The sequence below is a fragment of the Microbulbifer donghaiensis genome, from assembly GCF_900129095.1.
GTDB classification, from domain to species: domain Bacteria; phylum Pseudomonadota; class Gammaproteobacteria; order Pseudomonadales; family Cellvibrionaceae; genus Microbulbifer; species Microbulbifer donghaiensis.
In genome coordinates, this window is sequence record NZ_FQVA01000005.1 from 84,061 (window position 1) to 108,827 (window position 24,767).

At 60.7% G+C, this 24,767-nt stretch carries 18 protein-coding genes and 1 pseudogene; 17 read left to right on the plus strand and 2 right to left on the minus strand.

Annotated features, from left to right (window positions below; all coding sequences use genetic code 11):
• Positions 1 to 94: 94 nt before the first annotated feature.
• The 3 genes from BUC36_RS15345 (at position 95) to BUC36_RS15355 (ending at position 4,549) form a co-directional block, all read left to right on the plus strand.
• On the plus strand, positions 95 to 706 hold the full coding sequence (locus BUC36_RS15345) for an NUDIX hydrolase (RefSeq protein ID WP_073276770.1): 612 nt from the start codon (positions 95 to 97) through the stop codon (positions 704 to 706).
• 197 nt (positions 707 to 903) lie between these two features.
• A complete protein-coding gene (locus BUC36_RS15350) occupies positions 904 to 2,730 on the plus strand; it encodes an ABCB family ABC transporter ATP-binding protein/permease (protein WP_073276772.1) in 1,827 nt (608 codons plus the stop codon).
• A 97-nt stretch (positions 2,731 to 2,827) separates the two neighbouring features.
• A complete protein-coding gene (locus BUC36_RS15355) occupies positions 2,828 to 4,549 on the plus strand; it encodes a dipeptidyl-peptidase 3 family protein (RefSeq protein ID WP_073276774.1) in 1,722 nt (573 codons plus the stop codon).
• Positions 4,550 to 5,444: 895 nt separating this feature from the next.
• On the opposite strand, the pseudogene BUC36_RS19265 reads toward BUC36_RS15355, so the two are convergent.
• Positions 5,445 to 7,046 (minus strand): annotated as a pseudogene (locus BUC36_RS19265) (thrombospondin type 3 repeat-containing protein); the annotation flags it as partial.
• A 763-nt stretch (positions 7,047 to 7,809) separates the two neighbouring features.
• Here BUC36_RS19265 and BUC36_RS15365 point away from each other — a divergent pair.
• The 6 genes from BUC36_RS15365 to BUC36_RS15390 all read left to right on the plus strand — a co-directional run bounded on the left by BUC36_RS15365 (position 7,810) and on the right by BUC36_RS15390 (position 15,401).
• Positions 7,810 to 9,276, plus strand: a complete 1,467-nt coding sequence (locus BUC36_RS15365; protein ID WP_073276778.1) for a DNA-3-methyladenine glycosylase 2 — start codon at positions 7,810 to 7,812, stop codon at positions 9,274 to 9,276.
• Positions 9,273 to 9,773, plus strand: coding sequence for a methylated-DNA--[protein]-cysteine S-methyltransferase (locus tag BUC36_RS15370; protein ID WP_073276780.1), 501 nt, complete (start codon positions 9,273 to 9,275; stop codon positions 9,771 to 9,773). The genes BUC36_RS15365 and BUC36_RS15370 overlap by 4 nt, the downstream gene beginning before the upstream one ends.
• 101 nt (positions 9,774 to 9,874) lie before the next feature.
• The gene (locus BUC36_RS15375) at positions 9,875 to 10,405 is read left to right on the plus strand and encodes a gamma carbonic anhydrase family protein (protein ID WP_073276782.1); all 531 of its coding nucleotides are present in this window, start codon (positions 9,875 to 9,877) and stop codon (positions 10,403 to 10,405) included.
• Positions 10,405 to 10,620: a DUF1289 domain-containing protein gene (locus BUC36_RS15380; RefSeq protein ID WP_073276784.1), complete on the plus strand. Its 216-nt coding sequence runs from the start codon at positions 10,405 to 10,407 to the stop codon at positions 10,618 to 10,620. Before BUC36_RS15375 ends, BUC36_RS15380 begins: the two co-directional genes overlap by 1 nt.
• A 190-nt stretch (positions 10,621 to 10,810) precedes the next feature.
• Entirely contained in the window at positions 10,811 to 14,350 is a 3,540-nt protein-coding gene (gene dnaE / locus BUC36_RS15385) for a DNA polymerase III subunit alpha (protein WP_073276786.1), read from the plus strand.
• Between the two features lie 94 nt (positions 14,351 to 14,444).
• Positions 14,445 to 15,401: an acetyl-CoA carboxylase carboxyltransferase subunit alpha gene (locus tag BUC36_RS15390; RefSeq protein WP_073276788.1), complete on the plus strand. Its 957-nt coding sequence runs from the start codon at positions 14,445 to 14,447 to the stop codon at positions 15,399 to 15,401.
• An 82-nt stretch (positions 15,402 to 15,483) separates the two neighbouring features.
• On the opposite strand, the gene BUC36_RS15395 is transcribed toward BUC36_RS15390, so the two are convergent.
• Positions 15,484 to 16,392: a DegV family protein gene (locus BUC36_RS15395; protein WP_073276790.1), complete on the minus strand. Its 909-nt coding sequence runs from the start codon at positions 16,390 to 16,392 to the stop codon at positions 15,484 to 15,486.
• Between the two features lie 208 nt (positions 16,393 to 16,600).
• On the opposite strand from BUC36_RS15395, the gene tilS reads away from it, so the two are divergent.
• From tilS to truD, 8 genes are all read left to right on the plus strand, one after another.
• On the plus strand, positions 16,601 to 17,896 hold the full coding sequence (gene tilS / locus BUC36_RS15400; protein WP_073276792.1) for a tRNA lysidine(34) synthetase TilS: 1,296 nt from the start codon (positions 16,601 to 16,603) through the stop codon (positions 17,894 to 17,896).
• Positions 17,897 to 18,031: 135 nt separating this feature from the next.
• Positions 18,032 to 19,666, plus strand: coding sequence for a CTP synthase (locus tag BUC36_RS15405; protein WP_073276794.1), 1,635 nt, complete (start codon positions 18,032 to 18,034; stop codon positions 19,664 to 19,666).
• Between the two features lie 63 nt (positions 19,667 to 19,729).
• On the plus strand, positions 19,730 to 20,575 hold the full coding sequence (gene kdsA, locus BUC36_RS15410) for a 3-deoxy-8-phosphooctulonate synthase (RefSeq protein ID WP_073276796.1): 846 nt from the start codon (positions 19,730 to 19,732) through the stop codon (positions 20,573 to 20,575).
• 261 nt (positions 20,576 to 20,836) lie between these two features.
• Positions 20,837 to 22,123 (plus strand): phosphopyruvate hydratase, encoded by a 1,287-nt coding sequence (gene eno, locus BUC36_RS15415; RefSeq protein WP_073276798.1) that lies wholly within the window; start codon positions 20,837 to 20,839, stop codon positions 22,121 to 22,123.
• Between the two features lie 114 nt (positions 22,124 to 22,237).
• The gene (locus BUC36_RS15420; protein ID WP_073276800.1) at positions 22,238 to 22,525 is read left to right on the plus strand and encodes a septum formation initiator family protein; all 288 of its coding nucleotides are present in this window, start codon (positions 22,238 to 22,240) and stop codon (positions 22,523 to 22,525) included.
• The gene (ispD, locus tag BUC36_RS15425) at positions 22,522 to 23,256 is read left to right on the plus strand and encodes a 2-C-methyl-D-erythritol 4-phosphate cytidylyltransferase (RefSeq protein WP_234995022.1); all 735 of its coding nucleotides are present in this window, start codon (positions 22,522 to 22,524) and stop codon (positions 23,254 to 23,256) included. The genes BUC36_RS15420 and ispD overlap by 4 nt, the downstream gene beginning before the upstream one ends.
• Entirely contained in the window at positions 23,256 to 23,741 is a 486-nt protein-coding gene (gene ispF, locus BUC36_RS15430) for a 2-C-methyl-D-erythritol 2,4-cyclodiphosphate synthase (protein ID WP_073276802.1), read from the plus strand. Before ispD ends, ispF begins: the two co-directional genes overlap by 1 nt.
• Entirely contained in the window at positions 23,734 to 24,714 is a 981-nt protein-coding gene (gene truD / locus BUC36_RS15435; protein ID WP_073276804.1) for a tRNA pseudouridine(13) synthase TruD, read from the plus strand. The genes ispF and truD overlap by 8 nt, the downstream gene beginning before the upstream one ends.
• Positions 24,715 to 24,767 lie beyond the last annotated feature (53 nt).

The window sequence follows — 24,767 nt, forward strand, 5'->3', positions numbered from 1 at the left end:
TCTGGTCTGAAATTGGGCTGGCGCCACAGGCCACTTGATAGTAGTTTGAGTAAGATATGAGTAACCAAAGCGCAGAGGTGTAGATTCGGGTTTTATGTTGGTGCAGATTGAGGAAAAAATTTCCCATATGCGGGACCAGCTGCAGTCGCAGGTACCGACTGGGCCTGATCTGTATGGTCACGCGGCGGTTTTGCTGGCTCTTACCGACGAAGCGGACCCGGAAGTCATCCTCACCAAGCGCTCCGCAAACCTTTCCACCCACTCTGGCGAGGTCTCGCTACCGGGTGGCCGCTGGGACGATACCGACCCGTCGCTGGAATACACCGCGCTGCGCGAGGCAGAGGAGGAGATCGGCCTGCCCGCTGATCAGGTGCGTGTGCTTGGGCCATTGTGGTCGCGCACGACCCGCTGGCAGGTGCATGTGACGCCCTGGGTCGGCGTGATTTCACCCGATGCAGAACTCACCCCGAATCCCGGCGAGCTGGATGCGATCTTTCGCGTGCCCCTGTCATTTTTTCTCGCCGATCCGCGCATCCGCACCGATCGGGTCACCATCGACAAGCGCGCCGTCTATCTGCCAGCCTACCAGTATCGCGGCTACGAGATCTGGGGCTTCACCGCCGGCGTGCTGACCGAGTTCCTGGTCAAGGTACTCGGTGCCTCCATCGGTCGCCGCGACGATGTGCCACTGCGGGCCCTAAGTTAACAACTGTTCTTGGGCGTTCGCCGTAGGAGCCTGCTTGCAGGCGATCGGCAATGGAGCACCGCTCTTTTCGCCTGCAAGCAGGCTCCTACAGGATTCGCAAATGTTTATTGACCTCAAGCTAACTTGAGGCTTTATCTTCGCGCCCCTGACGTTGTCCCGCGCGTATAATACGCACCAGTTATCCTGCGAAGCGAACCATGCCCAGACCAAAATCCACCGTCGCCCTGGACGAAGTGCACTGGGGCGCACTGAAGACCCTGTTCCCCTACCTGCTGGAATTCAAGCGCGCAGTGGTGCTTGCGCTGCTGTGCCTCGTCGGTGCCAAAGTGGCCGGCGTAGTTCTGCCCTTTATTCTCAAACATATCGTCGACGGTCTGGATAGTGCCGGGGGCACTGCCCAGGCGATCGCGCTGCCCCTCGGCCTGTTGTTGGCCTATGGCGCCGTGCGTTTTTCCAGCACCCTGTTCGGCGAGTTGCGCGATACCATTTTTGGCCGTGTCACCGAGCGCGCGCAGCGGCGGGTTGGCCTCGAGGTATTCCGGCATCTGCACCGGTTGGATATGGATTTTCACCTGAACCGCCGCACGGGCGGTCTTTCGCGGGATATAGAGCGCGGTAACTCCGGTATCGGTTTTCTGATGCGCTTTATGGTGTTCAATATCGTGCCGACGCTGGTGGAAATCGCCATGGTCGCCGGGCTGCTGTGGTGGAACTACAGCGTTGCCTTCGCGCTGCTGGTGCTGGGCGCAGTCATCGTCTACATCGGTTTTTCCGTGGTGGCCACCGAGTGGCGCACGCGCTTCGTGCGCGAGCTGAACGAGGCGGAATCCCAGAGCAGCAGCCGTGCGGTCGACAGCCTGCTGAATTACGAGACGGTGAAATACTTCGGCAATGAGCAGCACGAAGCCGGTCACTACGATCGCGAGCTGGCATTCTGGGAGCAGGCGCGGCGGAAGAACCGCCTGTCGCTGTTCGGCCTGAATGCCGGTCAGGCGCTGATCATCGCCAGTGCCATGTGCGGCGCGATGATCCTGGCCGCAGTCAACGTTACCAACGGACAGATGACCATCGGCGACTTTGTTCTGATCAATGCCTTTATGATGCAGATTTTCATACCGCTCAATTTTCTCGGCTTCGTCTACCGGGAAATGAAGGGCGCACTGGCGAATATTGAGAAAATGTTCTCACTACTGGCGGTGGAGCCGGCGGTGAAAGACACAGATAACGCCGCGGAGCTGGAGATACGCGAAGGGCGCATCGAATTTGATGACGTCCACTTCGGATACCGGGAAAACCGGGAAATTCTCAGCGGTGTCAGTTTTATCGTGCAGCCGAAGCAGAAGGTGGCGATAGTCGGTGCGAGCGGTGCCGGCAAATCCACGCTGTTCAAGTTACTGTTTCGTTTCTATGACGTTACCGGGGGGCATATCCGGGTGGACGGTCAGGATATCTGCGCCGTCAGCCAGGACTCGCTGCGCCGCGCGATCGGCGTGGTGCCGCAGGATGCAGTGCTGTTCAATCAGTCGATTCTGGAGAATGTGCGCTACGGCCGGGTGGATGCCAGCGACGAAGAGGTAATGGAGGCCATCCGCCATGCCCATCTGCACGAATTCGTACAACAGTTGCCGGAAGGAGTGCACACCCGGGTCGGTGAGCGCGGTCTGAAATTGTCCGGTGGCGAGAAACAGCGGGTTGCCATCGCCCGCGCGCTGCTCAAGCGGCCGCCGATCATGGTGTTCGATGAGGCCACTTCATCCCTCGACAGTAAATCCGAGCGGGGAATCCTGGAATCATTGCAGGAGATCGCCCGCGAGCAGACGACGCTGGTCATTGCGCATCGTCTGTCCACAGTGGTGGACGCCGATGTGATCCTGGTGATGGACAGGGGGCGCATTGTCGAACAGGGCGCCCACGCAGAGTTGCTATCGTTAAATGGTCATTACGCGACGCTCTGGCGCCTGCAGCAGCAGGAGCGCAGTGCTGAAGCGCCGGCAATCTCTGCGCCGACGTCCATTCCCGAGTGACAGGTTACCGGCGGCCTTTGTCTGGTCGTCCTTGATAATTGTCTGCGGCCGGACTAATGTGGCGCCGGACCAACGATAACGATAGGCAGAACCTCATATGACGACCCCTATTAAATCCGCACGGATAATCGCCGCGCTGCTGGCGCTGGCTCTGGTGGGCGCCTGCTCGCCCCGCGACAAACAAGAAGAGAAAACCGCACAAGCCGAGGCCGAAGCCCAGATTGTGGAGTCGGAGACCGTCCCTGCGCCGGCAGACCAGCCGGTGGAAGACGCCGACAAGCGTTTCGACATCTACGTGCCCGTCGAGCTGAATGCAGACCTGAGTGATCTGTCTGACAACCAGCGCCAAATGATCGGCCTGCTGATCGACGCCAGCCAGATCATGGATCGCCTCTTTTGGTTGCAGTCCTACGGCCCCGCGGAAGATCTGCTGTCGAGCATTGAGGACAGTCGTGAGCGCGAATTCGCCAAGATCAATTACGGCCCCTGGGATCGCCTCAACGACAACAAGCCGTTTGTCGAAGGCTATGGACAAAAGCCGCTCGGGGCGAACTTCTATCCGGCGGATATGACCAAGGCGGAGTTCGAGGCCTGGAATCAGCCGGGCAAAGACGGCCTCTATTCACTGGTTCGCCGCAACAGCGAAGGCAAGCTGGAGCTGGTTTCCTACAGTGAGGCGTACAAGGCGGAACTGGCCCAGGCGGCAGAGACACTGCGCGAGGCGGCCAAACTCGCCGAAGACAAGGAGTTTGGCAATTACCTGAATATGCGCGCCGATGCGCTGGTCAGCGACGATTTCCGTCCCAGTGATATGGCCTGGATGGACATGAAGAACAATCCCATCGACGTGGTGATCGGCCCGATCGAAAACTACGAAGATCAGTTGTTCGCCTACCGCACCGCCTACGAATCCTATGTGCTGCTGAAGGACCAGGAGTGGAGCGAGAAACTGGCCAAGTTCGCCGCCTTCCTGCCGGAGCTGCAAAGGGGCCTGCCGGTCGACGACAAGTACAAGGCGGAAGAGCCGGGCACCGACTCCGACCTGAATGCCTACGATGTGCTCTTCTACGCGGGCCACAGCAACGCCGGCTCCAAGACCATCGCCATCAACCTGCCGAACGACGAAGAAGTGCAGCTGGCCAAGGGCACTCGTCGCCTGCAGCTGAAGAATGCGATGCGCGCGAAGTTCGACATGATCCTGGTGCCGATCAGCGAAGTGCTGATTGCCGAGGACCAGCGCAAGCACATCACCTTCCCGGCCTTCTTCGCCAATACCATGTTCCACGAAGTGGCTCACGGTCTCGGCATCAAGAAGACCGTCACTGACGGCAGCAATGTGCGCCAGGCACTGAAGGAAACTTCCTCCGCGCTGGAAGAGGGCAAGGCGGACATCCTCGGCCTGTATATGGTCACGCGCCTGCACGAGAAGGGCGAGCTCGAAGATGGCGAGCTGATGGACAACTATGTCACCTTCCTCGCCAGTATCTTCCGCAGTGTGCGCTTTGGTGCTGCGAGCGCTCACGGCAAGGCGAACATGATGCGCTTTAATTTCTTCAAGGAGCAGGGTGCCTTTACCCGCGACGCCGAGACCGGTCAGTACAGCGTGGACTTCGAGAAGATGCAGCAAGCCATGACAAAACTGTCCAACCTGATCCTGACCATTCAGGGCGACGGCGACTATGCGAAGTCGAAAGAGCTGCTGGAAGGCAAGGGCGTTGTCGGCGCGGAACTGCAGGCGGACCTGGATCGACTCGCGGAAGCGGATATCCCGGTGGATGTAACTTTCATCCAGGGCAAGGAAGTATTGGGGCTCAAGTAAGCGCCCGTATTTCTTAACGAGAAAGCCCCGGCAGCGCCGGGGTTTTTTTATGGGCTTTGGGATTGCCCGTCTACCTGCGCACTTCTCTGATTGCTCGCCTGTTTTGGATACTTTCCGGTTCTGGCGGGCGATCGCCAATAGATCGTACGCGCTTCATCGGGCAGCTTGAGGTCACAGCACAAAGTTGATAAACGGCAGATGCAAGGGCCCTTTATGCAACCTGAAAAAGCGTGCCTTCTGGCAGGTAGGCCTTACTTGAAACTGACTAAGATGCAGGCAAGCACCGGACGGAAAACTGATCCCTATTCGGCGAGTTGCCCAGCCCAACAAAGAAAAAGCCCCGGCGAGGCCGGGGCTTTTCACTAGCGCAGCTGATTACTGATTACTGATTCACGGGCGCCATACAGGCCATATACACATCCAGTTCGTTTACTTCCGTTGGCAGGCTCCCCAGACTCAGTCGAACCTGGTCGAAGTCCTCATCTGAAGCGATAACGATCACCCGCTGATTCACCGCACCGTCGACCTTGAACGCCACCAGCGAGCTGCCGGTTGAGCTGTCGCCGGTCGGTGTGCCATTCATCAAGGTGCTGATGGTGATAGTGTCCAGCAGTACCAGGTCGAGCAGTGAAGACGGCGTCTCCACCAGGAAGCCGATCATATAGCGGCCACTGTACTCGGAAGCGAAGGGCAGATCGACGTAGACAGATCCGCCCGCACCCGCGCCGACAGTGAGCCGTGATGCATCGGTAATCACGTTGTTGGTAATACGCCCCGGGCTGGTCACGGAACAGCCACTGCATGGCTCGACGATACCCACATCCCTGCGTAGCGTATTGCTGGTGGTGATTGGCTGGAACTCGCCAATCGCCTGGCAGGTGGCCGCGAGATCGTTGTCACAGACATCGCCGATGCCGTCGCCGTCGAAGTCATCCTGATCGGGGTTATGTGTCTGCGGGCAGTTATCGGCATCGTTATCGACGCCGTCATTGTCCACATCCGGGTCACAGGCATCGCCAATGCCGTCGCCGTCCGTATCCGTCTGATCCGGGTTCGGGATTGTCGGACAGTTGTCATCGTTGTCGTCCACGCCGTCGCCATCCTGGTCCGGATCACAGGCATCGCCGAAGCCGTCGCCGTCACTATCGGTCTGTGATGGGTTATTCACCAGCGGGCAGTTGTCGACGTCGTCGTTGACATTGTCGCCGTCCAGGTCGTCGTCACAGACATCGCCGATACCGTCGCCGTCGGTGTCGAGTTGATCGGCGTTGGCGGTCATCGGGCAGTTGTCGTCACTGTCACCGACGCCATCGCCGTCCGTATCATCATCACAGGCGTCGCCGATACCGTCGTTGTCGAGATCCGACTGGTCCGGATTTGCGACTCCAGGACAGTTATCTTGCCCGTTATCGACACCGTCCCCGTCGCTGTCACCTTGATCACAAGTGTTGGTGGCATCCAGCGGGCAGTCATCGCTATCGTCGGGTGTGCCGTCGCCATCGCGATCATCATCGCAGGCGTCGCCTATACCATCGCCGTCCAGATCATTCTGGTTGTTATTAGGGGTCAGCGGGCAGTTGTCTTCGTCGTCGCCGACGTTGTCGTTGTCGTCATCGCCGTCGCAGGCATCGCCCTGACCGTCGCCGTCGCTGTCCAGCTGATCGCTGTTGGCTACTAGCGGGCAGTTGTCGATGTCGTCCTCGACGCCGTCGTCGTCGCTGTCGGTCAGGTCGTCACAGGCATCGCCTATACCGTCGCCATCGGTGTCCCGCTGTGAGGAATTGGGATGCTGCGGGCAGTTGTCCACATCATTGCCAACGCCGTCGTCGTCATTGTCGATCAGGTCGTCGCAGACATCGCCGATACCGTCACCGTCCACGTCCACCTGATCCTCGTTGCTGACCAGCGGGCAATTGTCGCTGTCGTTGTCCACGCCGTCGCCGTCGCGGTCGCTGTCGCAGGCATCGCCGATGCCGTCGCCGTCCTGGTCGGCCTGGTCCTCATTGGGCGTCAGCGGGCAGTTATCGCTGCCGTCGCCGGTGCCGTCGCCGTCGTCGTCGCCGTCGCAGGCATCACCGCTGCCGTCGTTGTCCGTGTCTGCCTGATCAGAGTTGGCGTCGTTGGGGCAGTTGTCTGCGCCGTCATCGACGCCGTCATCGTCGGAGTCGCTGTCGGAGTCGCAGGCATCGCCGATGCCGTCATTGTCCTGATCCGACTGATCCGGGTTGGGGATTGCCGGGCAGTTATCCAGGCTGTCGGTCACCTCATCGCCATCGCGATCGTTATCGCAGGCGTCACCGGTACCGTCGCCGTCTATATCTGTTTGCTCGTTGTTGGGCACCAGCGGGCAGTTATCCTGCTCGTTGCCGACATCATCGCCATCCATGTCGGAATCACAGGCATCGCCGATGGTGTCCCTATCGGTATCGGCCTGGTCGGCATTGGCGGTATCGGGGCAGTTATCACTACTGTCGGCAATGCCGTCGCCATCCGTATCGACAACGGTTGCGGTCGTAGTGACTTGGGTAGTACTTAGTCGTTTGCCCTTTTTCGTGTCCGCGCTGCAGGCGGTTAGAGCAATGACTGAAAGGGTGAATAGCACGATCAGAAGACGGCGCATGGATAAAATCTCCAAAACAAATTTCCTTTTTGTTATCTGCAGAGAACAAGGGTGTACTTATGCTGTTCAAGCAGTCGGATACACGGCGAGTACTTCTTATTGATGTGCCGTACATCCATCACCTACTTCCCTGTAGGGCCGGCATCGTTGCCGCTGATGGGATCGGAGGAGTTCCCGGGAATCGCGGTGTACGTTGCCGGACGTCTTTATACTTCTTTGCAGCCTGAGTTCTAACTCAAATTGTGACTCACCGCTAAATATTGGCGTGACATTAATCAAGTAATCGTCTGGCAGGTCAATAATTGTGCGGCCCGGCGCGAATTTCAACGAGGGGGGTCAGAAGGCGTTTGGAGGCTGACGCAATCGCCGGTTGGAAATTTAACGCAGCCGAAGTCCGTTATGGGGGCACAAAGTCTGATGAAGCTCTATCCGGGAGCATGCGGTGGCCTGCGGGTGCGCAAGCCGGAAGCGGAAAGCGGTCTGTGGATTGTGACTCGGCTCGCCATGTGGCACAGGCAATATGTGCAGTCGGGAGCCCCGCAGCCGAGGTGGTCGGCGAGGGGGGAATGGCCAGTTCCGGATTTGACTAGTCTCGATCGCCGCATCGCCCTACACTGCCGGCCAGTGAGAGGAGATCTACATGCGGCTCGACCCGGCAATCTGTTCCAGCGCGCGACTCGCCCGTGACCGGCGTTTCGATGGGCGTTTCTTCACCGCGGTGAAGACCACCGGCATATTCTGTCGACCCATCTGTCCCGCGCGGCCGCCACTGGAGCGCAATGTGACCTACTACGGGACGGCAGCCGAGGCGGCGAATGCTGGCTGTCGCCCCTGCCTGCGTTGCCGGCCCGACTCGGCGCCGGGCAGTCCGGCCTGGGGGCTGGTATCCACCACGGTGCAGCGCGCGCTGAATCTGATGCGCAGCGAGCGCGAGGCGGAATCCGTAGAGAGCCTGGCGGCGCGCCTTGGCGTCAGCAGTCGCTACCTGCGGCGGCTGTTTGCCGAACACCTGGGCGTCAGCCCGCTCGCAGTGTGGCAGGCGGAACGTGCGCTGTTTGCATTCCGGCTGTTGCGCGATACCAGCCTGCCGATTGCCGATATCGCGTTTGAAGCGGGTTTCAACAGCCTGCGTCGATTCAACGGAGTGTTTAAACAGATTTACCACCGCACCCCTTCGGAAGTCCGCCGCGAGCGGGCAGCCGGGGAGGGAAGCGGCAGCCGGGGCGCAAGGACCCGCATTTATCTGGATTATCGACCGCCACTGGACTGGCCGCAGTTACTGGCATTTCTGGGCGCGCGGACTCTGGCTGGGGTGGAGCGGGTCGACGGGGACGTGTACCAGCGCAGTTTCGCCCTCGACCAGTTTCGCGGCGTGCTGCGCGTAGTCAACCAGGCGGAGAGGAATCGCCTGGTAGTGGAAGTGGAAGGCGAAGGCGGCGGTGCGGCACTTTACCAGGTTAACCAGCGGCTGCGCCGGCTGTTCGATCTGGATGCCGATACCGAGGCGATCTCCGCCGTGCTGCTACAGGATCCGCTATTGGCGAAGCAGTTGACGCTGTCGCCGGGAGTGCGGCTGCCCGGCGCCTGGGACCCGTTCGAGTACGCTTTGCGCGCGATTCTCGGCCAGCAGATTTCCGTTGCCGCCGCCACTACTATCGCCGGCCGCCTGGTGGCCCGCTACGGGGAGTCGTTTGTCGACAGCGCGGGGAATGAGCAATGGCTGTTCCCGACTGCGCAGCGCCTGGAGGGGGCAGATTTCACGGGCTTGGGCCTGACCCGGACACGGGCGCAGACGCTGCGCGAGTTTGTCGCCGCGACCCTGGATGGACGGGTGAATTTTGCCGAGCCAGAGCTGGACGAGTGGTGCCGGCAGGTCACGGCGCTGCCGGGTATCGGCGACTGGACCGCACACTATATCGCCATGCGCGGCCTGTCGATGCCGGACGCGTTTCCGGCATCGGACCTGGGCATATTGCAGGCGCTCGGCAGCGGGGGCGAGAAGGCCAAACCGAAACAGGCCCTGGTGCGGGCCGAGAACTGGCGCCCGTGGCGGGCATACGCCGCACTGCTGTTGTGGCAGTCACTGAAATCCGGAGATCGACAATGACAAACTACGAAATCTACTCCACCGGCTTCGGTGAGATTTGCATAGCCGCAGACGATCAGGGGCTGGTCGCGCTGGAGTTTTGTGGCGATGGCCGGGAGCTACGGGTAGGGCCGGACTGGCAGCGCCGCCGGACAGAGCTGACCGACTGCGCCGCCCGGCAGCTGGAGGAATACTTTGCTGGCGAGCGGCGGGAATTCGAGCTGCCGTTGAACCCCCGCGGCACCGAATTTCAGCGCCGCGTCTGGGATGCGCTCGCGGGCATACCCTACGGCGAAACCCGCAGCTATCGCGAGCAGGCGGAAGCACTAGGCAACTTGAAAGCGATTCGGGCCGTGGCCCGTGCCAACGGTGCCAATCCCATCGCCATCGTGATCCCCTGTCACCGGGTCATCGGCGCGGACGGCACCCTGACCGGCTACGCCGGCGGCCTGGAGATGAAAGCCCGCTTGCTGACGCTGGAGGGCGCCCGCTTCGTGCAGCAGAGCGCGCTGCTGTAGCGGACCAGCCTCCGGGAAAAGCGCAAGGTCCATCCGCTAGCCACAATCCCCTCCACGCGGGATAATAGCCGGCTTGCACCAAATGAATGCCCGGAGGCCAAATGCTGTACAGATTGGGGGATAAACAGCCACAACTGGAAGGTGAGGGGCACTATATTGCGCCCGGTGCCCATGTGATCGGCAATGTCAGAATGCTCAGTCACAGCAGCGTGTGGTTCAATGCGGTGGTGCGCGGCGATTGCGATCTGATCACCATTGGCGAGTACAGCAATGTACAGGACGGCTCTGTGCTGCACACAGACCCGGGCGTTCCCCTGACGATCGGTACCGGCGTGACCATCGGTCACAAGGTAATGCTGCACGGTTGCACTATCGGCGACTACAGCCTGATCGGCATCAATGCGGTGGTACTGAACGGCGCGAAGATTGGCAAGTGCTGCATCATCGGCGCCAATGCCCTGGTCACCGAAAATGCCGAAATCCCCGATTACTCCATGGTGCTGGGCAGCCCCGGTAAGGTTGTCAGAACCCTCGATGAATCCACCTTCGAACTGCTCAAGGCCAGCAGCGACCACTACGCCGACAACGGCAGGCGCTTTGCCGAGCAGTTAGTCCCTATCGCGGAATCGTGATGCCAGAAAAAGTAGTATTGGCCGAATTGCCGGTGGAAAAGCCCGTGAAGTCCCCTTGTATTTCTGTGTGCGCGCTGAATGCGCAGGATATCTGCGAGGGCTGTTTCCGCAGCGGTATGGAAATCAGTCGCTGGGGGACCATGAGTAACGATGAGCGCCGTTCTGTGCTGAAGTGCTGTACCGAACGCGCGCGGCAGATGGGCCGTATTTGGTAGATACGAAAAGCTTACGAAGCTGAATTCTATAAGTTTGCACTCAAGCCGGGTGGGGGGCGTCTTTCCGGGACCGTCGGAGGCATGGATGCCGACGCCGAGCGTACAGGGACGTATTCACAGCGTGTCCCGGAAAGACGCCCCCCACCCGGCGCCCCGAAAAGAGTCGGGAAGCCGGAAAGTACTAAAAAATATGACCCAACCCTTTGTCCATTTACGAGTTCACTCGGAATTTTCGCTGATCGACGGCCTGGTGCGGATCAAGCCGCTGGTGGCGCGCGCGGCGGAGCTGCAGATGCCGGCGCTGGCGCTGACCGACCAGACCAACTTCTACGGCCAGATCAAGTTTTACCGCGCCTGTCTCGGTGCCGGAATCAAGCCGCTCACCGGCGTCGACTTCTGGCTCAGCGAGGGCGGCGAAGACAAGCCGACACTGATTACCCTCTATGCGATGAACGGCGACGGTTACCGCAACGTGACCGAGCTGATCTCCCGCGCCTGGATGGAGGGGCAGTACCACGGCAATGCCTATGTGCGCCGCGAGTGGCTGAAGGACTACAGCGAGGGCGTGCTGATGCTGTCCGGTGCCAAGTACGGCGACGTCGGCCGCGCGCTGATCGCCGGGCGCCGGGCCCAGGCGGAAGAGCTGGCCCGCGATTGGGCGCAGATCTTTCCCGGTCGCTATTACCTGGAACTGCAACGCACCGGTCGCCCGGGTGATGAGGAGTATCTGCACGCGGCGGTCAGCCTGGCCCAGGAGCTGAACCTGCCGGTCGTGGCCACCAACGATGTGCGCTTCCTCGAGGAGAGCGAATTCGAGGCCCACGAGGTGCGTGTCTGTATTCATGAAGGTCGCGCCCTGGACGACCCGCGCCGCGAGCGCCGCTACTCGGCGGAACAGTATTTCCGCACGCCGGATGAGATGTGGGAACTGTTCAGCGATATCCCGGAGGCTCTCCTCAATACCGTGGAAATTGCCCGGCGCTGCTCGGCGCCGATTCAACTGGGCAAATATTTCCTGCCGGAATTTCCCATCCCCGAGGGGATGACCGAGAACCAGTTCTTCGAGAAGGTGTCCTTCGATGGGCTTGAGCGGCGCCTGGAGAAAATCCTCGACAAGTCCGCGCCGGACTACGGGTCGCGCCGCGCGGTCTATGAAGACCGCCTGCGCTTCGAGCTGGACATCATTTGCCAGATGGGTTTCCCCGGCTACTTCCTGATCGTGATGGACTTTATCCAGTGGGCCAAGGACCACGATATCCCGGTAGGGCCGGGGCGGGGCTCCGGTGCCGGCTCGCTGGTGGCCTACTCTCTGGATATTACCGATCTGGATCCGCTGCAGTACGACTTGCTGTTCGAGCGCTTCCTGAACCCGGAGCGGGTTTCCATGCCCGACTTCGACGTCGACTTCTGTATGGAGAAGCGCGACCGCGTGATCGGCTACGTGGCCGACAACTACGGCCGCCAGGCGGTGAGCCAGATCATTACCTTCGGTACCATGGCGGCGAAGGCGGTGGTGCGCGACGTGGCGCGGGTACAGGGCAAGTCTTACGGCCTCGCCGACAAGCTGTCGAAGATGATTCCGCCGGATGTGGGCATGACCCTGCAGAAGGCCTTCGATCAGGAAGAAGTGCTGCGGGAATTCCTCGAGAGCGACGAAGAGGGCCAGGAAATCTGGGAAATGGCCCTGCAGCTCGAGGGCGTGGCCCGTAACGTCGGCAAGCACGCCGGTGGCGTGGTTATCGCACCGACCAAGCTGACCGATTTCGCGCCGCTTTACTGCGACGAGACCGGCGCCGGCCTCGTAACCCAGTTCGACAAGAACGACGTGGAAGACGCCGGCCTGGTGAAGTTCGACTTCCTCGGCCTGCGCACGCTCACCATCATCGACTGGGCCAAGCGCATGGTGGACGAGCAGCGCGCGCAGGAAGGCCTGGAACCGCTGGTGATCGAAACGCTGCCGCTGGACGACGATGAAACCTTCAAGCTGATCAAGCGCGCCGAAACCACCGCGGTATTCCAGCTGGAATCCCGCGGTATGAAGGACCTGATCAAGCGCCTGCAACCGGACAACCTCGAGGACATGATCGCCCTGGTGGCGCTGTTCCGCCCGGGTCCGCTGCAGTCGGGCATGGTGGACGACTTCATCAACCGGAAACACGGCCGCGCCCAGGTGGCCTATCCGGATGCCAAGTACCAGCACGAAAAACTGCAGCCGATCCTGGAGCCGACCTACGGCGTTATCGTTTACCAGGAACAGGTCATGCAGATCGCCCAGGAGCTCGCGGGCTATACCCTCGGCGGTGCGGACATGCTGCGTCGCGCCATGGGTAAGAAAAAGCCCGAAGAGATGGCGAAGCAGCGCAGCACCTTCGAGGACGGCGCCAAGTCGCAGGGCGTCGATCCCGAGCTGGCGATGAAGATCTTCGACCTGGTGGAGAAATTTGCCGGCTACGGTTTCAACAAGTCGCACTCGGCTGCCTACGCGCTGGTGTCCTACCAGACTGCCTGGCTCAAAGCACACTACCCGTCACAGTTTATGGCCGCCACCATGTCTTCCGACATGGACAAGACCGACAAGGTGGTGACCTTTATCGAAGAGTGCCGGGCCATGGGGCTCACCCTGGTACCGCCGGACGTGAACCTCGGCAGCTACCAGTTCTCGGTGCCAGTCTCCTTGAATGGCGACAGCCGCATCATCTACGGTCTCGGCGCCATCAAGGGCCTGGGCGAGGGCCCGATCGAGAACATCATCAAGGTGCGTGAAGAGGGCGGGCCGTTTACCGACCTGTTCGACTTCTGCTCCCGGATCGATCCGCGCAAGGTCAACAAGCGCGCGCTCGAAGCGCTGGTGCGCTCCGGTGCGCTGGACAGCATAGGCCCGGATGTGGATGGCGTCGACGGCCTGGATTACTCCCGCGCGGTGCTGTTCAACGCGCTGGATGAAGCGGTGAAGGCGGCGGAACAGCAGGCGGCCAACGCCAGTGCGGGCATGATGGACCTATTTGGCGAAGTGGTGCCCCAGGCGTCCGACGGCGACGTTTATGCCGAGTTCCGCCGCGCCCGCCCGTGGGGCATCCGCGAGCGTCTCGAGGGCGAGAAGAACACGCTCGGCCTCTATCTGACGGGTCACCCGATCGACGAATACGAGGATGAGCTCAAGCACCTGGTGAAGGCACGCATCGCCGACCTGAGGCCGGGCAAGGAAGGGCAGAAGGTGGCCGGGCTGGTGGTGGCCATGCGGGTGATGAAGACCAAGCGCGGCGATACCATGGCGATCGTGACCCTGGACGACAGGAGCGGGCGTATCGAAGCGGCGGTGTTCAGTGAGGCGTTCGGCGAGCATCGCGAAAAGCTGGCCAAGGATTCGCTGCTGGTACTGGACGGCCCCGTCGCCCACGACGATTACAGCGGCGGCCTGAAGATGACCGTGAACGGCGTCTCCACCCTGGATGAGCTGCGCCAGCGCAGCGTGAATGGTGTGCGCCTGCAGCTGGAGAGCGCGGCGGCCACGCCGGGCCTGGCCAAGCGCCTGGCCGCCTGCCTGCAACCCTATACCGGCGGACCGGCCAGTAGCTGCGGTGTCAGCCTGGAAGTGATGCGCAGCGACGCCCGCGGCATCTACCGGTTGCCATCTGAGTGGAATGTGGAGCCAAATGACCAGTTGGTGCAGTCATTGCGCGAATTGCTTGGGCGTGAGCGGGTGGCCCTCGACTACACTGAGCGACGGTGATTGTGTCCGGGGTCGACTGGCTGGTTCTGTACAGGTAAGCTATGCCGCCATTATTTCCTTGGTGGCGTTGAATTGAGTTAAAGGCGCGGATTTCATGAATTTCAATTTTCTCGAGTTTGAACAGCCGATTGCTGAACTGGAAAGCAAGATAAAAGAGCTGCAGCACGTGGGTGATGACAACGAGCTGAATATTGCCGACGAAGTGGCTCGCCTGCGGGAAAAGAGCAAGAGCCTGACCGAATCCATCTACTCCGACCTGTCACCGTGGCAGGTGGTGCAGGTGGCGCGCCATCCTCAGCGCCCCTATTCGAAAGACTATATCGAGCGCATCTTCACCGACTGGGACGAGCTGCACGGCGATCGCCATTTCGGTGATGACAAGGCGATCATTGCGGGCATCGCGCGCCTGAATGGCATGCCGGTGGCGGTGATCGGCGAGGAGAAGGGCCGCACTGTCAATGAGAAGGTGGCCCGCAACTTCGGTATGCCGAAACCCGAGGGCTACCGCAAGGCGCTGCGCATCATGGAAATGGCCGAGCGCTTCAAAATGCCGGTGCTGACCCTGATCGATACACCTGGAGCCTACCCCGGCATCGACAGTGAAGAGCGCGGTATCAGTGAGGCCATCGCGCAGAATCTGGCGGTCATGTCGCGCCTGCGCACGCCGATTATCTGCACCGTGATCGGTGAGGGTTCCTCTGGTGGCGCGCTGGCGATCGGAGTCGGTGACCAGCTGAATATGCTGCAGTACTCCACTTACTTTGTGATCTCGCCGGAGGGCTGCGCCAACATTATCTGGAAGACCGTGGAAAAGGCGCCGCTAGCGGCCGAGGCCATGGGGGTGACTTCCGGTGTGCTCGAAGAGCTGGGTATCGTGGATGAGACGATTCCGGAGCCGCTTGGCGGCGCCCATCGCGACCCGGATACCATGGCCGCACGTCTGCAGGAGCGCCTCAGCGAACAGCTGGAGCAGTTGCGCGGTGTGCCGATCGATGAACTGCTGGAAAAGCGTTACCAGCGTCTGATGAGCTACGGGAATATCGTCTCGTAATCATCCCCGCTTGCAGGCGTCACCCTCTGCCGGGATCGGGGGAGGGTGATAGCTCTCCCTGATCCCGCTATGCGGAGCGTCCTCAGTCCTTGGTGGCCATGGCCATGGCGACCGTCCCCGGCCCCAGATTGATACCGCCGGACAGGCTCATGACCGAGCGGTAGATCTTCACATTGTGCTCCCGGGCGACCTGTTCCAGTTCGGCAAATCCCGGTACTTTCTCCAGTTCCTCCACTCGGCCGGCGATGCTGGTCGCAACCATCGGCGCCAGCAGTTCTCCCGCGCGGATCTTGTCGATCGCCAGCTTGAACAGGGCCTCGGTACAGTTTTCGTAGCCGCGCACCGTATCGGTCACCGTGCTGCCGTCAGGGTGCATCGACAGGATCGGATGCAGGTCCAGGTGGCGGGCGGCAGTCGCCTTGAGCCAGCTGATGCTGTTTTCGTTTTTTGCGCGCGCGCGTTCACGCACGTAATAAACGTCCTTGATGGCGGCGTAGCCGTGAATCTTGCGGCGAAACTGTTCCGCTCTGTCCCTGACCTGGGTACCGCTGAGCCCCTTGCGAATCAGGCTGAGCGTATAGAGCGCGAGTAGCCCCTGGCCACTGAACAGCGTCTGTGAGTCCACGACATGAATCGAGATGTCGTCGGCGATCGCGTCATTTTGGGTTAGCCTGCGCGCAGCGGTGCGCGCGTTGCTGAATGTCGGGCTGTTGGTGCCATTGATGGTCTGCACCACGATATCCTTGCAGCCCTTGTCGATCAGCCCCTGCAGTATCGATTCGATATCATCGCTGGAGGCCGGCCCCGTCACTATCTTTCGCGAGCGATCGACCAGGGACATGGAGTAAAAGTGCGACATCTTGGCGGGGTTGCGCTGATCGCCGAAGCTATCCTCACCAACGCTGACGGTGTGGGGGAGTACGGGAACGGAAAATTTGCGCAGGAACTCATCCGGCAGGTCGCAACCGGAATCTACAACTAACTGGACCATTTTGGGCTCTTTTTATACAACTTTGAAACAGTTCAAATTCAGGGGATGAATTTATCATTTGGGACCATCGTGCGACAGGTCAAAATGGCACATTTGTTTTGGTTGTCGGCAAGGTTGCGGTAATTGTCGCCGGCGGGGCAATGCAGTAGCGCCGGCGCGCGGCTGGGTGTGGCGAACGGGGAAGCGAGATCATTGATCGGGAACAATTGTGAGTGACTGGACGGCAAGGGTAAGGAGTCAGCTATCGCGTCACCCTTGCGATGGTGTCCGCTGGGTGGGCTTCAGTGGCGGGCTCGATTCCACCGTTTTGTTGCACCTGCTGCGCCAGCAGGGAGTGGACCTGCGGGCAATCCATATCAATCACGGCCTGTCAGCCAGTGCCGACGCCTGGCAAGCGCACTGTGCGGCGGTAGCTGGAACCCTGGCGGTGCCGTTTGAGGCGCGGCGGGTTCAGGTCAATGTCGATGGTCGCGGGCTCGAGCAGGCCGCGCGCGCCGCCCGTTACGGGGTTTTTGCGGACCTACTGCAGCCCGGTGACCAACTGTTGCTGGCCCAGCACGGTGATGATCAGGTGGAGACATTTTTCCTGCGGCTGTTGCGGGGTGCCGGTGCGCTCGGGCTGGCCGCAATGGCGGACAGCCGCCCGCTGGGCGGTGCGGCTATCCTGCGCCCGCTGCTCGGTGTCGGGCGCGCGCAGCTGGAGGAGTATGCGCGCGAGCATCGCTTGCAGTGGATCGAGGATGAGAGCAATACCGACCAATCCCTGGATCGCAATTTCCTTCGCGCGACTGTACTGCCGTTGCTCAGCGATCGCTGGCCGCTGCGAGAGCGGGTAGTGCGTGCAGTGCAAAATTTGCGGGAGGCGGCAGAGCTTCTCGAGGATCTGGGGGGGCTGGATCTGCGGCGGTGCGGCCGGCGCCGCGAACGGTTCGGCGAGAGTATCTGCCTTGAATCCCTGAGGGCGTTGCCGAAGCGTCGCCAGAAAAACCTGTTGCGCAGCTGGTTGGCCGACTGCGGGGCGGATATGCCGGAGGCGCCAAGGTTGCAGCAGGCTTTGACTCAGGCGTTACAGTCAGCCGAAGACGCTCAGATGGAGGTCGTTCTTGGCGGGTTGGTTGTGCGCCGTTTTCGCGATCGCTTGTTCCTGACACCAGTCTTGCGAGTCAACCCGTTGGCCAATGAGTGGCACTGGGATGGGCGGAGCCCCTTGGTGCTGGGGGGCGGCTGGCAGCTGGCGGTGGCTTCGGGGTGGCCGCCGGGGGATTACCAGGTTCGCTTCCGCCGCGGTGGAGAGCGCGCCAGGCCGGTTTACCGCCGGCACTCGCAGTCGCTCAAGAAACTGTTGCAGGAGGTCGGGCTGGAGCCCTGGCTGCGCGACCTGGTGCCGCTGGTCTACAGTGGTGGGGAACTGCTCGCGGTGGGCGACCTGTTCCTTTGTGCGGGTGCTCTTGAAGGTGCTCTTGAAGGTTCGCTCAAATGGCGCTATGGCGGGGTCTGCGGGTAATTGGCGATTGAGCGGAAGGCGCCTTTCTGGTAGTCTGGCGTCCCATCTCAAAGGCACCGGGACGGGCAGGACATCCCGCTCGGGCCAGCCCCGCAAACCCGATTCCATCGGGCATTCAACTGACCAAGGTTTTGCATGACGCGCTATATTTTTGTCACTGGTGGCGTGGTTTCCTCATTGGGGAAAGGTATCGCCTCCGCCTCCCTGGCCGCTATTCTCGAGGCCCGTGGCCTCAAGGTCACCATCCTGAAGCTGGATCCCTACATCAATGTGGACCCAGGTACCATGAGCCCCTTCCAGCACGGCGAGGTCTACGTGACCGAAGATGGCGCCGAGACGGATCTGGACCTGGGCCACTACGAGCGCTTTATCCGCACGCGCATGTCCAAGCGCAACAACTTCACCACTGGCCGGGTCTATGAAACCGTGCTGCGCAAGGAGCGCCGCGGCGATTACCTGGGCGGTACCGTACAGGTGATTCCCCATATCACCGACGAGATCAAGCGCCGCGTCCTCGAGGGCGGCCGCGATGTGGACGTTGCGATCGTCGAGATCGGCGGTACCGTTGGCGATATCGAATCCCAGCCGTTCCTGGAATCCGTGCGCCAGCTGCGCGTGGAACTGGGTCTGAACCGCGCGCTGCTGATTCACCTGAGCTACGTGCCCTATATCGCCACCGCCGGCGAGACCAAGACCAAGCCGACCCAGCACTCCGTGAAAGAATTGCGTTCCATCGGCCTGCAGCCGGATATCCTGCTGTGTCGCTCCGAGCGTGAAATCGATGAAGATTCCCGCCGCAAGATCGCGCTGTTTACCAACGTCGAAGAGCGCGCGGTAGTACCGCTGCCGGACGCCAAGACCATCTACAGCGTGCCGCGTCTGCTGCACAGCCACGGTCTCGACGATATCGTCGTGGAAAAACTGCAGCTCGAGTGCGCTGCCCCGGACCTGTCCGAGTGGGACGCTGTTGTCGATGGCAAACTGAATCCACAGCACGAAGTGAAGATTGCCATGGTCGGCAAGTACATGGAGCTGCTGGATGCCTATAAATCCCTGATTGAGTCCCTGACCCACGCGGGCATCAAGCACCGCTGCAAGGTGGATATCGACTTTATCAATGCGGAAGACGTCGAGGGTGAGAACGGCATCGACCTGATCAAGGGCGCCGATGCGATCCTGGTTCCCGGCGGCTTTGGTGAGCGCGGCCTGGAAGGCAAGCTGGAAGCGGTGCGCTATGCGCGCGAGAACAATATTCCGTTCCTCGGTATCTGCCTCGGCCTGCAGTCGGTAGTCATCGAATACGCGCGTAACGTGCTGGGCCTGAAAGATGCCAACAGCACCGAGTTTGATATCAATACCGCGAACCCGGTGATCGGTCTGATCACAGAGTGGATCGACAGCGAGGGCAAGGTAGAGATACGCGATGAGCAGTCCGACCTCGGCGGTACCATGCGCCTCGGTGGCCAGGAGTGCCGTCTGGCCAAGGACAGCAAGGCGCGGGAAATCTACGGCTCCGACGTCATTGTCGAGCGCCACCGCCATCGCTACGAAGTGAACAACAACTACGTCGATCGCCTGCAGAAAGCCGGTCTCAAGATAGGTGGCTGGTCCGCGGATGACACCCTGGTGGAAATGGTCGAACTGCCGGAACACTCCTGGTTCGTGGCCTGCCAGTTCCACCCGGAATTTACTTCGACCCCGCGCGACGGCCACCCGCTATTCGAAAGTTTCATTGCAGCAGCGATGCAACACCACGAAAGCCAGGGTTGAGATTAATTTGAACCCTTCGCCTCTGCCAATTCAGGCCGAGGGGAAGGGGAGAGGGAACTGACAGTGAAAACCATCGAAGTCGGAAAAGTTCAGGTCGCCAACGACAAGCCGTTTACGCTGTTCGGCGGCATGAATGTACTGGAATCCCGCGACCTCGCCATGCAGGTTGCCGAGCACTATGTAAAGGTGACCGAGAAGCTCGGAATCCCCTACGTATTCAAGGCATCTTTTGACAAGGCCAACCGCTCCTCCATCCACTCCTACCGCGGACCGGGCATGGAAGAGGGGTTGAAGATCTTCGAAGAGGTCAAAAAGACCTTCAACGTACCGCTGATTACCGATGTGCATGAAGTACATCAGGCGGCGCCGGTGGCGGAGGTGGTGGATATCATCCAGCTGCCCGCCTTCCTCGCGCGTCAGACCGACCTGGTGGCCGCAATGGCGAAGACCGGCGCGGTGATCAATGTGAAAAAACCGCAGTTCATGAGTCCGCCGCAGGTAAAAAATGTGGTGGAAAAATTTGCCGAGTGCGGCAATGACAAGATCATCTTGTGCGAGCGCGGCGCCTGTTTCGGTTACGACAACCTGGTCGTCGACATGCTCGGCTTCCGCACCATGATCGACGCCTCTGGTGGCGCGCCGTTGATTTTCGACGTGACCCACTCGCTGCAGATGCGCGATCCATCCGGTGCCGCTTCCGGTGGCCGCCGCGCTCAGGTCACCGAGCTGGGCCGCGCCGGTCTGGCTATCGGTATCGCCGGTCTGTTCCTGGAAGCTCACCCGGATCCCAACAAGGCCCTGTGCGACGGCCCCAGTGCGTTGCCGCTGGAAAAACTGGAGCCCTTCCTTGCACAGATGAAGGCGGTGGACGATCTGGTTAAAGGCTTCGCGCCGCTGGACACCAAATAACATTTGTCGGATTCCGAAAATCGAACAATGTGATGGGCGGGATGCTAAGGCGCTGATGCCGGTGGCGGTTTTCGGGACTGTCTGCGAGAGGGACCTCGCAGACAAGCCTCCAGGGATGGATTTAGGGGGGGCGCCTAGCCCGTGTCCCGAAAACCGCCACCGGTAGCAGCGCCGCTACGATTTGGGATTTGATCCCTGACGCCGCCTGGAAGAATTTTGTTTAGCCATTCACCAAAAGTTAACAACAAGGAGCCCTTGTTAATGAGCAAGATTGTCGCCGTAAAGGCCTACGAAGTGCTGGATTCCCGCGGTAACCCGACCGTAGAGGCCGATGTGATTCTGGAAGACGGTTCTATCGGCTCGGCTTGCGCACCGTCCGGCGCATCCACCGGTTCCCGCGAAGCGCTGGAACTGCGCGACGGCGACAAGAGCCGCTACCTGGGCAAGGGCGTGCTCAAGGCGGTTGAGAACATCAATACCACCATCGCCGACCTGTTGAAGGGCATGGACGCGCGTGACCAGCGCGCCCTGGACCAGGCGATGATCGATGCCGACGGCACCGAGAACAAGGCCAAGCTCGGCGCAAATGCGATCCTGGCGGTCTCTCTGGCTGCGGCCAAGGCAGCGGCAAAATCCAAGCATATCCCGCTGTACCAGCACATCGCTGAAATCAATGGCACCGCCGGCCAGTACAGCATGCCGGTACCGATGATGAATATCCTCAACGGTGGTGAGCACGCCGACAACAATGTGGATATCCAGGAATTCATGATCCAGCCGGTCAAGGCTGTGAACTTCGCCGAAGCGCTGCGTCAGGGTGCGGAAATTTTCCATTCCCTGAAAAAGGTACTGTCCGCTAATGGCCTGAACACCGCAGTGGGTGATGAAGGTGGCTTCGCGCCGAATCTGCCGTCCAACGAAGCGGCACTGAAAGTGATCGCCGAAGCGGTGGAAAAAGCGGGCTACACCCTGGGTGAAGACATCACCCTGGCACTGGACTGCGCTTCCTCAGAGTTCTACAAAGGTGGCAAGTACGACCTGGCTGGTGAAGGCAAGCAGTTCGACAGCGAAGGCTTTGCCAGCTACCTGGCCGAGCTGTCTTCCAACTATCCGATCCTGTCGATCGAGGACGGCATGGACGAGAGCGACTGGGATGGCTGGAAAGTGCTGACCGACAAGATCGGTGAAAAGGTGCAGCTGGTAGGTGACGACCTGTTCGTAACCAACACCAAGATCCTGAAGCAGGGTATTGAGAAAGGCGTGGGTAATTCTATCCTGATCAAGTTCAACCAGATCGGCTCTCTGTCCGAAACCCTGGACGCGATCAAGATGGCGAAGGACGCGGGTTACACCGCAGTGATTTCCCACCGTTCCGGTGAAACCGAAGATACCACCATTGCCGACCTGGCCGTTGCTACTGCTGCCGGCCAGATCAAAACCGGTTCCCTGTGTCGCTCCGACCGCGTAGCCAAGTACAACCGCTTGCTGCGTATCGAAGCTGAACTGAACGGTTCTGCCCCGTATCGCGGCCGCGCCGAGTTTAAATAAATGATGAATGCGGAATGCGGAATGCGGAATATTCGCGGTTCCTCGGGGGTGGGGTGTGGAATTCCGCATTCCGCGTTCCGCATTCCGCATTTCTGAGGGTAGGGGCGAAGCCCGATGCGCTGGCTACTAGCAATCCTCACCGTGATGCTGCTCGCCACCCAGTACCGACTCTGGGTCGGTGAGGGCAGTCTTGCAGAAGCCACACGCCTGAAACGCCAGCTCGCTCAGCAGCAGGAAAAGAATGCCGCGCTTGCGCGGGAGAATCGCCAGCTGTTGCGGGAGGTGCGCAGCCTGAAGGAAGGTACCGAAGGTGTCGAGGCGAAGGCGCGCTACGATCTCGGCCTGATCAAGGAAGGCGAAACCCTGTTTATCTTTCTCGACCCGGAAGAGGGCAAAGAGTGATTAGTGGCTCTCTCGTTAGTGGCTATTGGGTGGTGGTGCCCGCCGCCGGAGTCGGTAAGCGTATGGGGGCAGACAGGCCCAAGCAGTACCTGCCGCTATTGGGGCGCCCGCTGTTGTCGCTGACCCTGAGCAATATTCTTACCTGGCCCGGACTCTCCGGCATTGTCGTGGCGCTATCCGCAGACGACGACCACTTCTCCCATCTGGCTGAAGCGAAGCATCCGCAGGTGCACCGGGTGACCGGTGGTGCCGAGCGCGCGGACTCGGTGCTGGCCGCGCTCGATTTTCTCGGTACCCGCGAACCGCAGGATACACCCGTCCTGGTACATGATGCCGCGCGGCCCTGTGTCGCCCTGGAAGATATCAGCGCCCTTCTTGACGAAGCGGTGTCGCCGGTAGCCCTGTTGGCGCAACCGGCCAGCGACACCGTTAAACAGAGCGCTATCGAACAGGGGTGCCCGGTAGTGGAAAAAACGCTGGACCGCAATCATATCTGGCTGGCGCAGACACCTCAGCGTGCGCCACTCGGCTTGCTGCACTCGTGCCTGCGCCGTGCGCTCGAGCAGCATGCAGCCATCACCGACGAGGCCAGCGCACTGGAACTGTTCGGCCATGCACCGCAACTGGTGCCGGGGCAGCGGGACAATATCAAGGTTACCCATCCGTCCGATATCGTGCTGGCGGAAACGATATTGCGCCTGCGCTACGCCCCTACGGAGGATAAGAGATAGTGAGTTTTCGAGTTGGCCAGGGCTTTGACGTGCACGCGTTTGGCCCGGGTGATCATGTCATCCTGGGTGGGGTGAAAATTCCTCACGAGCGCGGATTGAAGGCGCACTCCGACGGCGATGTGCTGCTGCACGCTCTGTCGGATGCAGTTTTGGGGGCGTTGGCTCTGGGAGATATCGGCCATCACTTCCCGGATACCGATGACCGTTACGCGGGGGCCGACAGCCGCGTCCTGTTGCGCCATGTAGTGGCGCTGATCACAGAGCGCGGCTATCGCCTGGTGAATGCTGACTGCACGCTGATCGCCCAGTCCCCCAAGATGGCGCCGCACATCGACGCCATGCGCTTCAATATAGCCGCCGACTGCGGGGTTGACTGTGACCGCATCAGTGTCAAAGCGACCACTAGCGAAAAGCTCGGGTTTACCGGGCGCGGCGAAGGCATTGCCGCGCAGGCGGTGGTTCTGCTCGAGCAAAGCGATGATTGAACGCAGTAATTTCGACTGGCCGCAAGCGCTGGACTGGCCGCGAGCCCTGGGTGGTGCGGCGATTTACGCGGATTTTCGCAGCACTCCGGAAGATTTCGTGGTGGACGAACTGGCGGCACCGCCGATTGCCGAAGACGGCGAGCATGTTTACCTGCAGGTGAAAAAACGTGGTGCCAATACGGCCTGGGTTGCGCAGCAGCTGGCGCGCCTGGCCGGAGTCCGGACGCAGGATGTTGGCTTCTATGGCCTGAAGGACCGCCATGCAGTGACCACCCAGTGGTTCAGTGTCTGGCTTGGGCAGAAGCCGGAGCCGGACTGGACTCAGGTTAATAACGCCGAAATAACCCTGTTACAGCATCACCGCGGACTGAAGAAACTGCGCCGTGGCGAACACAGCGGTAATCGTTTCCACATTCGCCTGCGCAATGTGCGGGGTGACCGGGATCAGGCCGAGCGAGTCCTGGCGCGGGTTGTCGGCGGAGTACCCAATTACTTCGGTGAGCAGCGTTTCGGCCGCGACGGCGGGAATCTCGATCTGGTGCGCCGGCTGGCGGAAGATAATGAACGCTGCCGCAAAAGTGAGAAAGCATTTGCGATGTCGGCCGCGCGCAGCTGGTTGTTTAACCAAGTGTTGGCGGAGCGGGTACGCGAGGCCAACTGGCAGCAGCAGCTTGCCGGCGAGCCCCAGCCTGAACCGACGGGACCGCTTTGGGGGCGGGGCAGGGGGCTGGCGGCCGAGACACTGGCCGAGCTGGAGCTGCGGGTTTTGTCGCCCTGGCAGCGCTGGTGTGACTGGCTGGAGCACTGTGGCCTGAAGCAGGAGCGCCGGGAGCTGGTGTTGCGCCCGGCGGCCTTTGTCTACAAGTGGGAAGCCGATGACCTGGTGCTGGAGTTTGCCCTGCCGGTGGGCACCTTTGCGACGGCATTGCTGCGAGAGATCGCAGAGCTGGTCAATGTAACGGACGCCACATAGAATCTGTGAACCGGGTATAGCGCGCTTTGCGCACTGCAGATGTTGGAATAAGA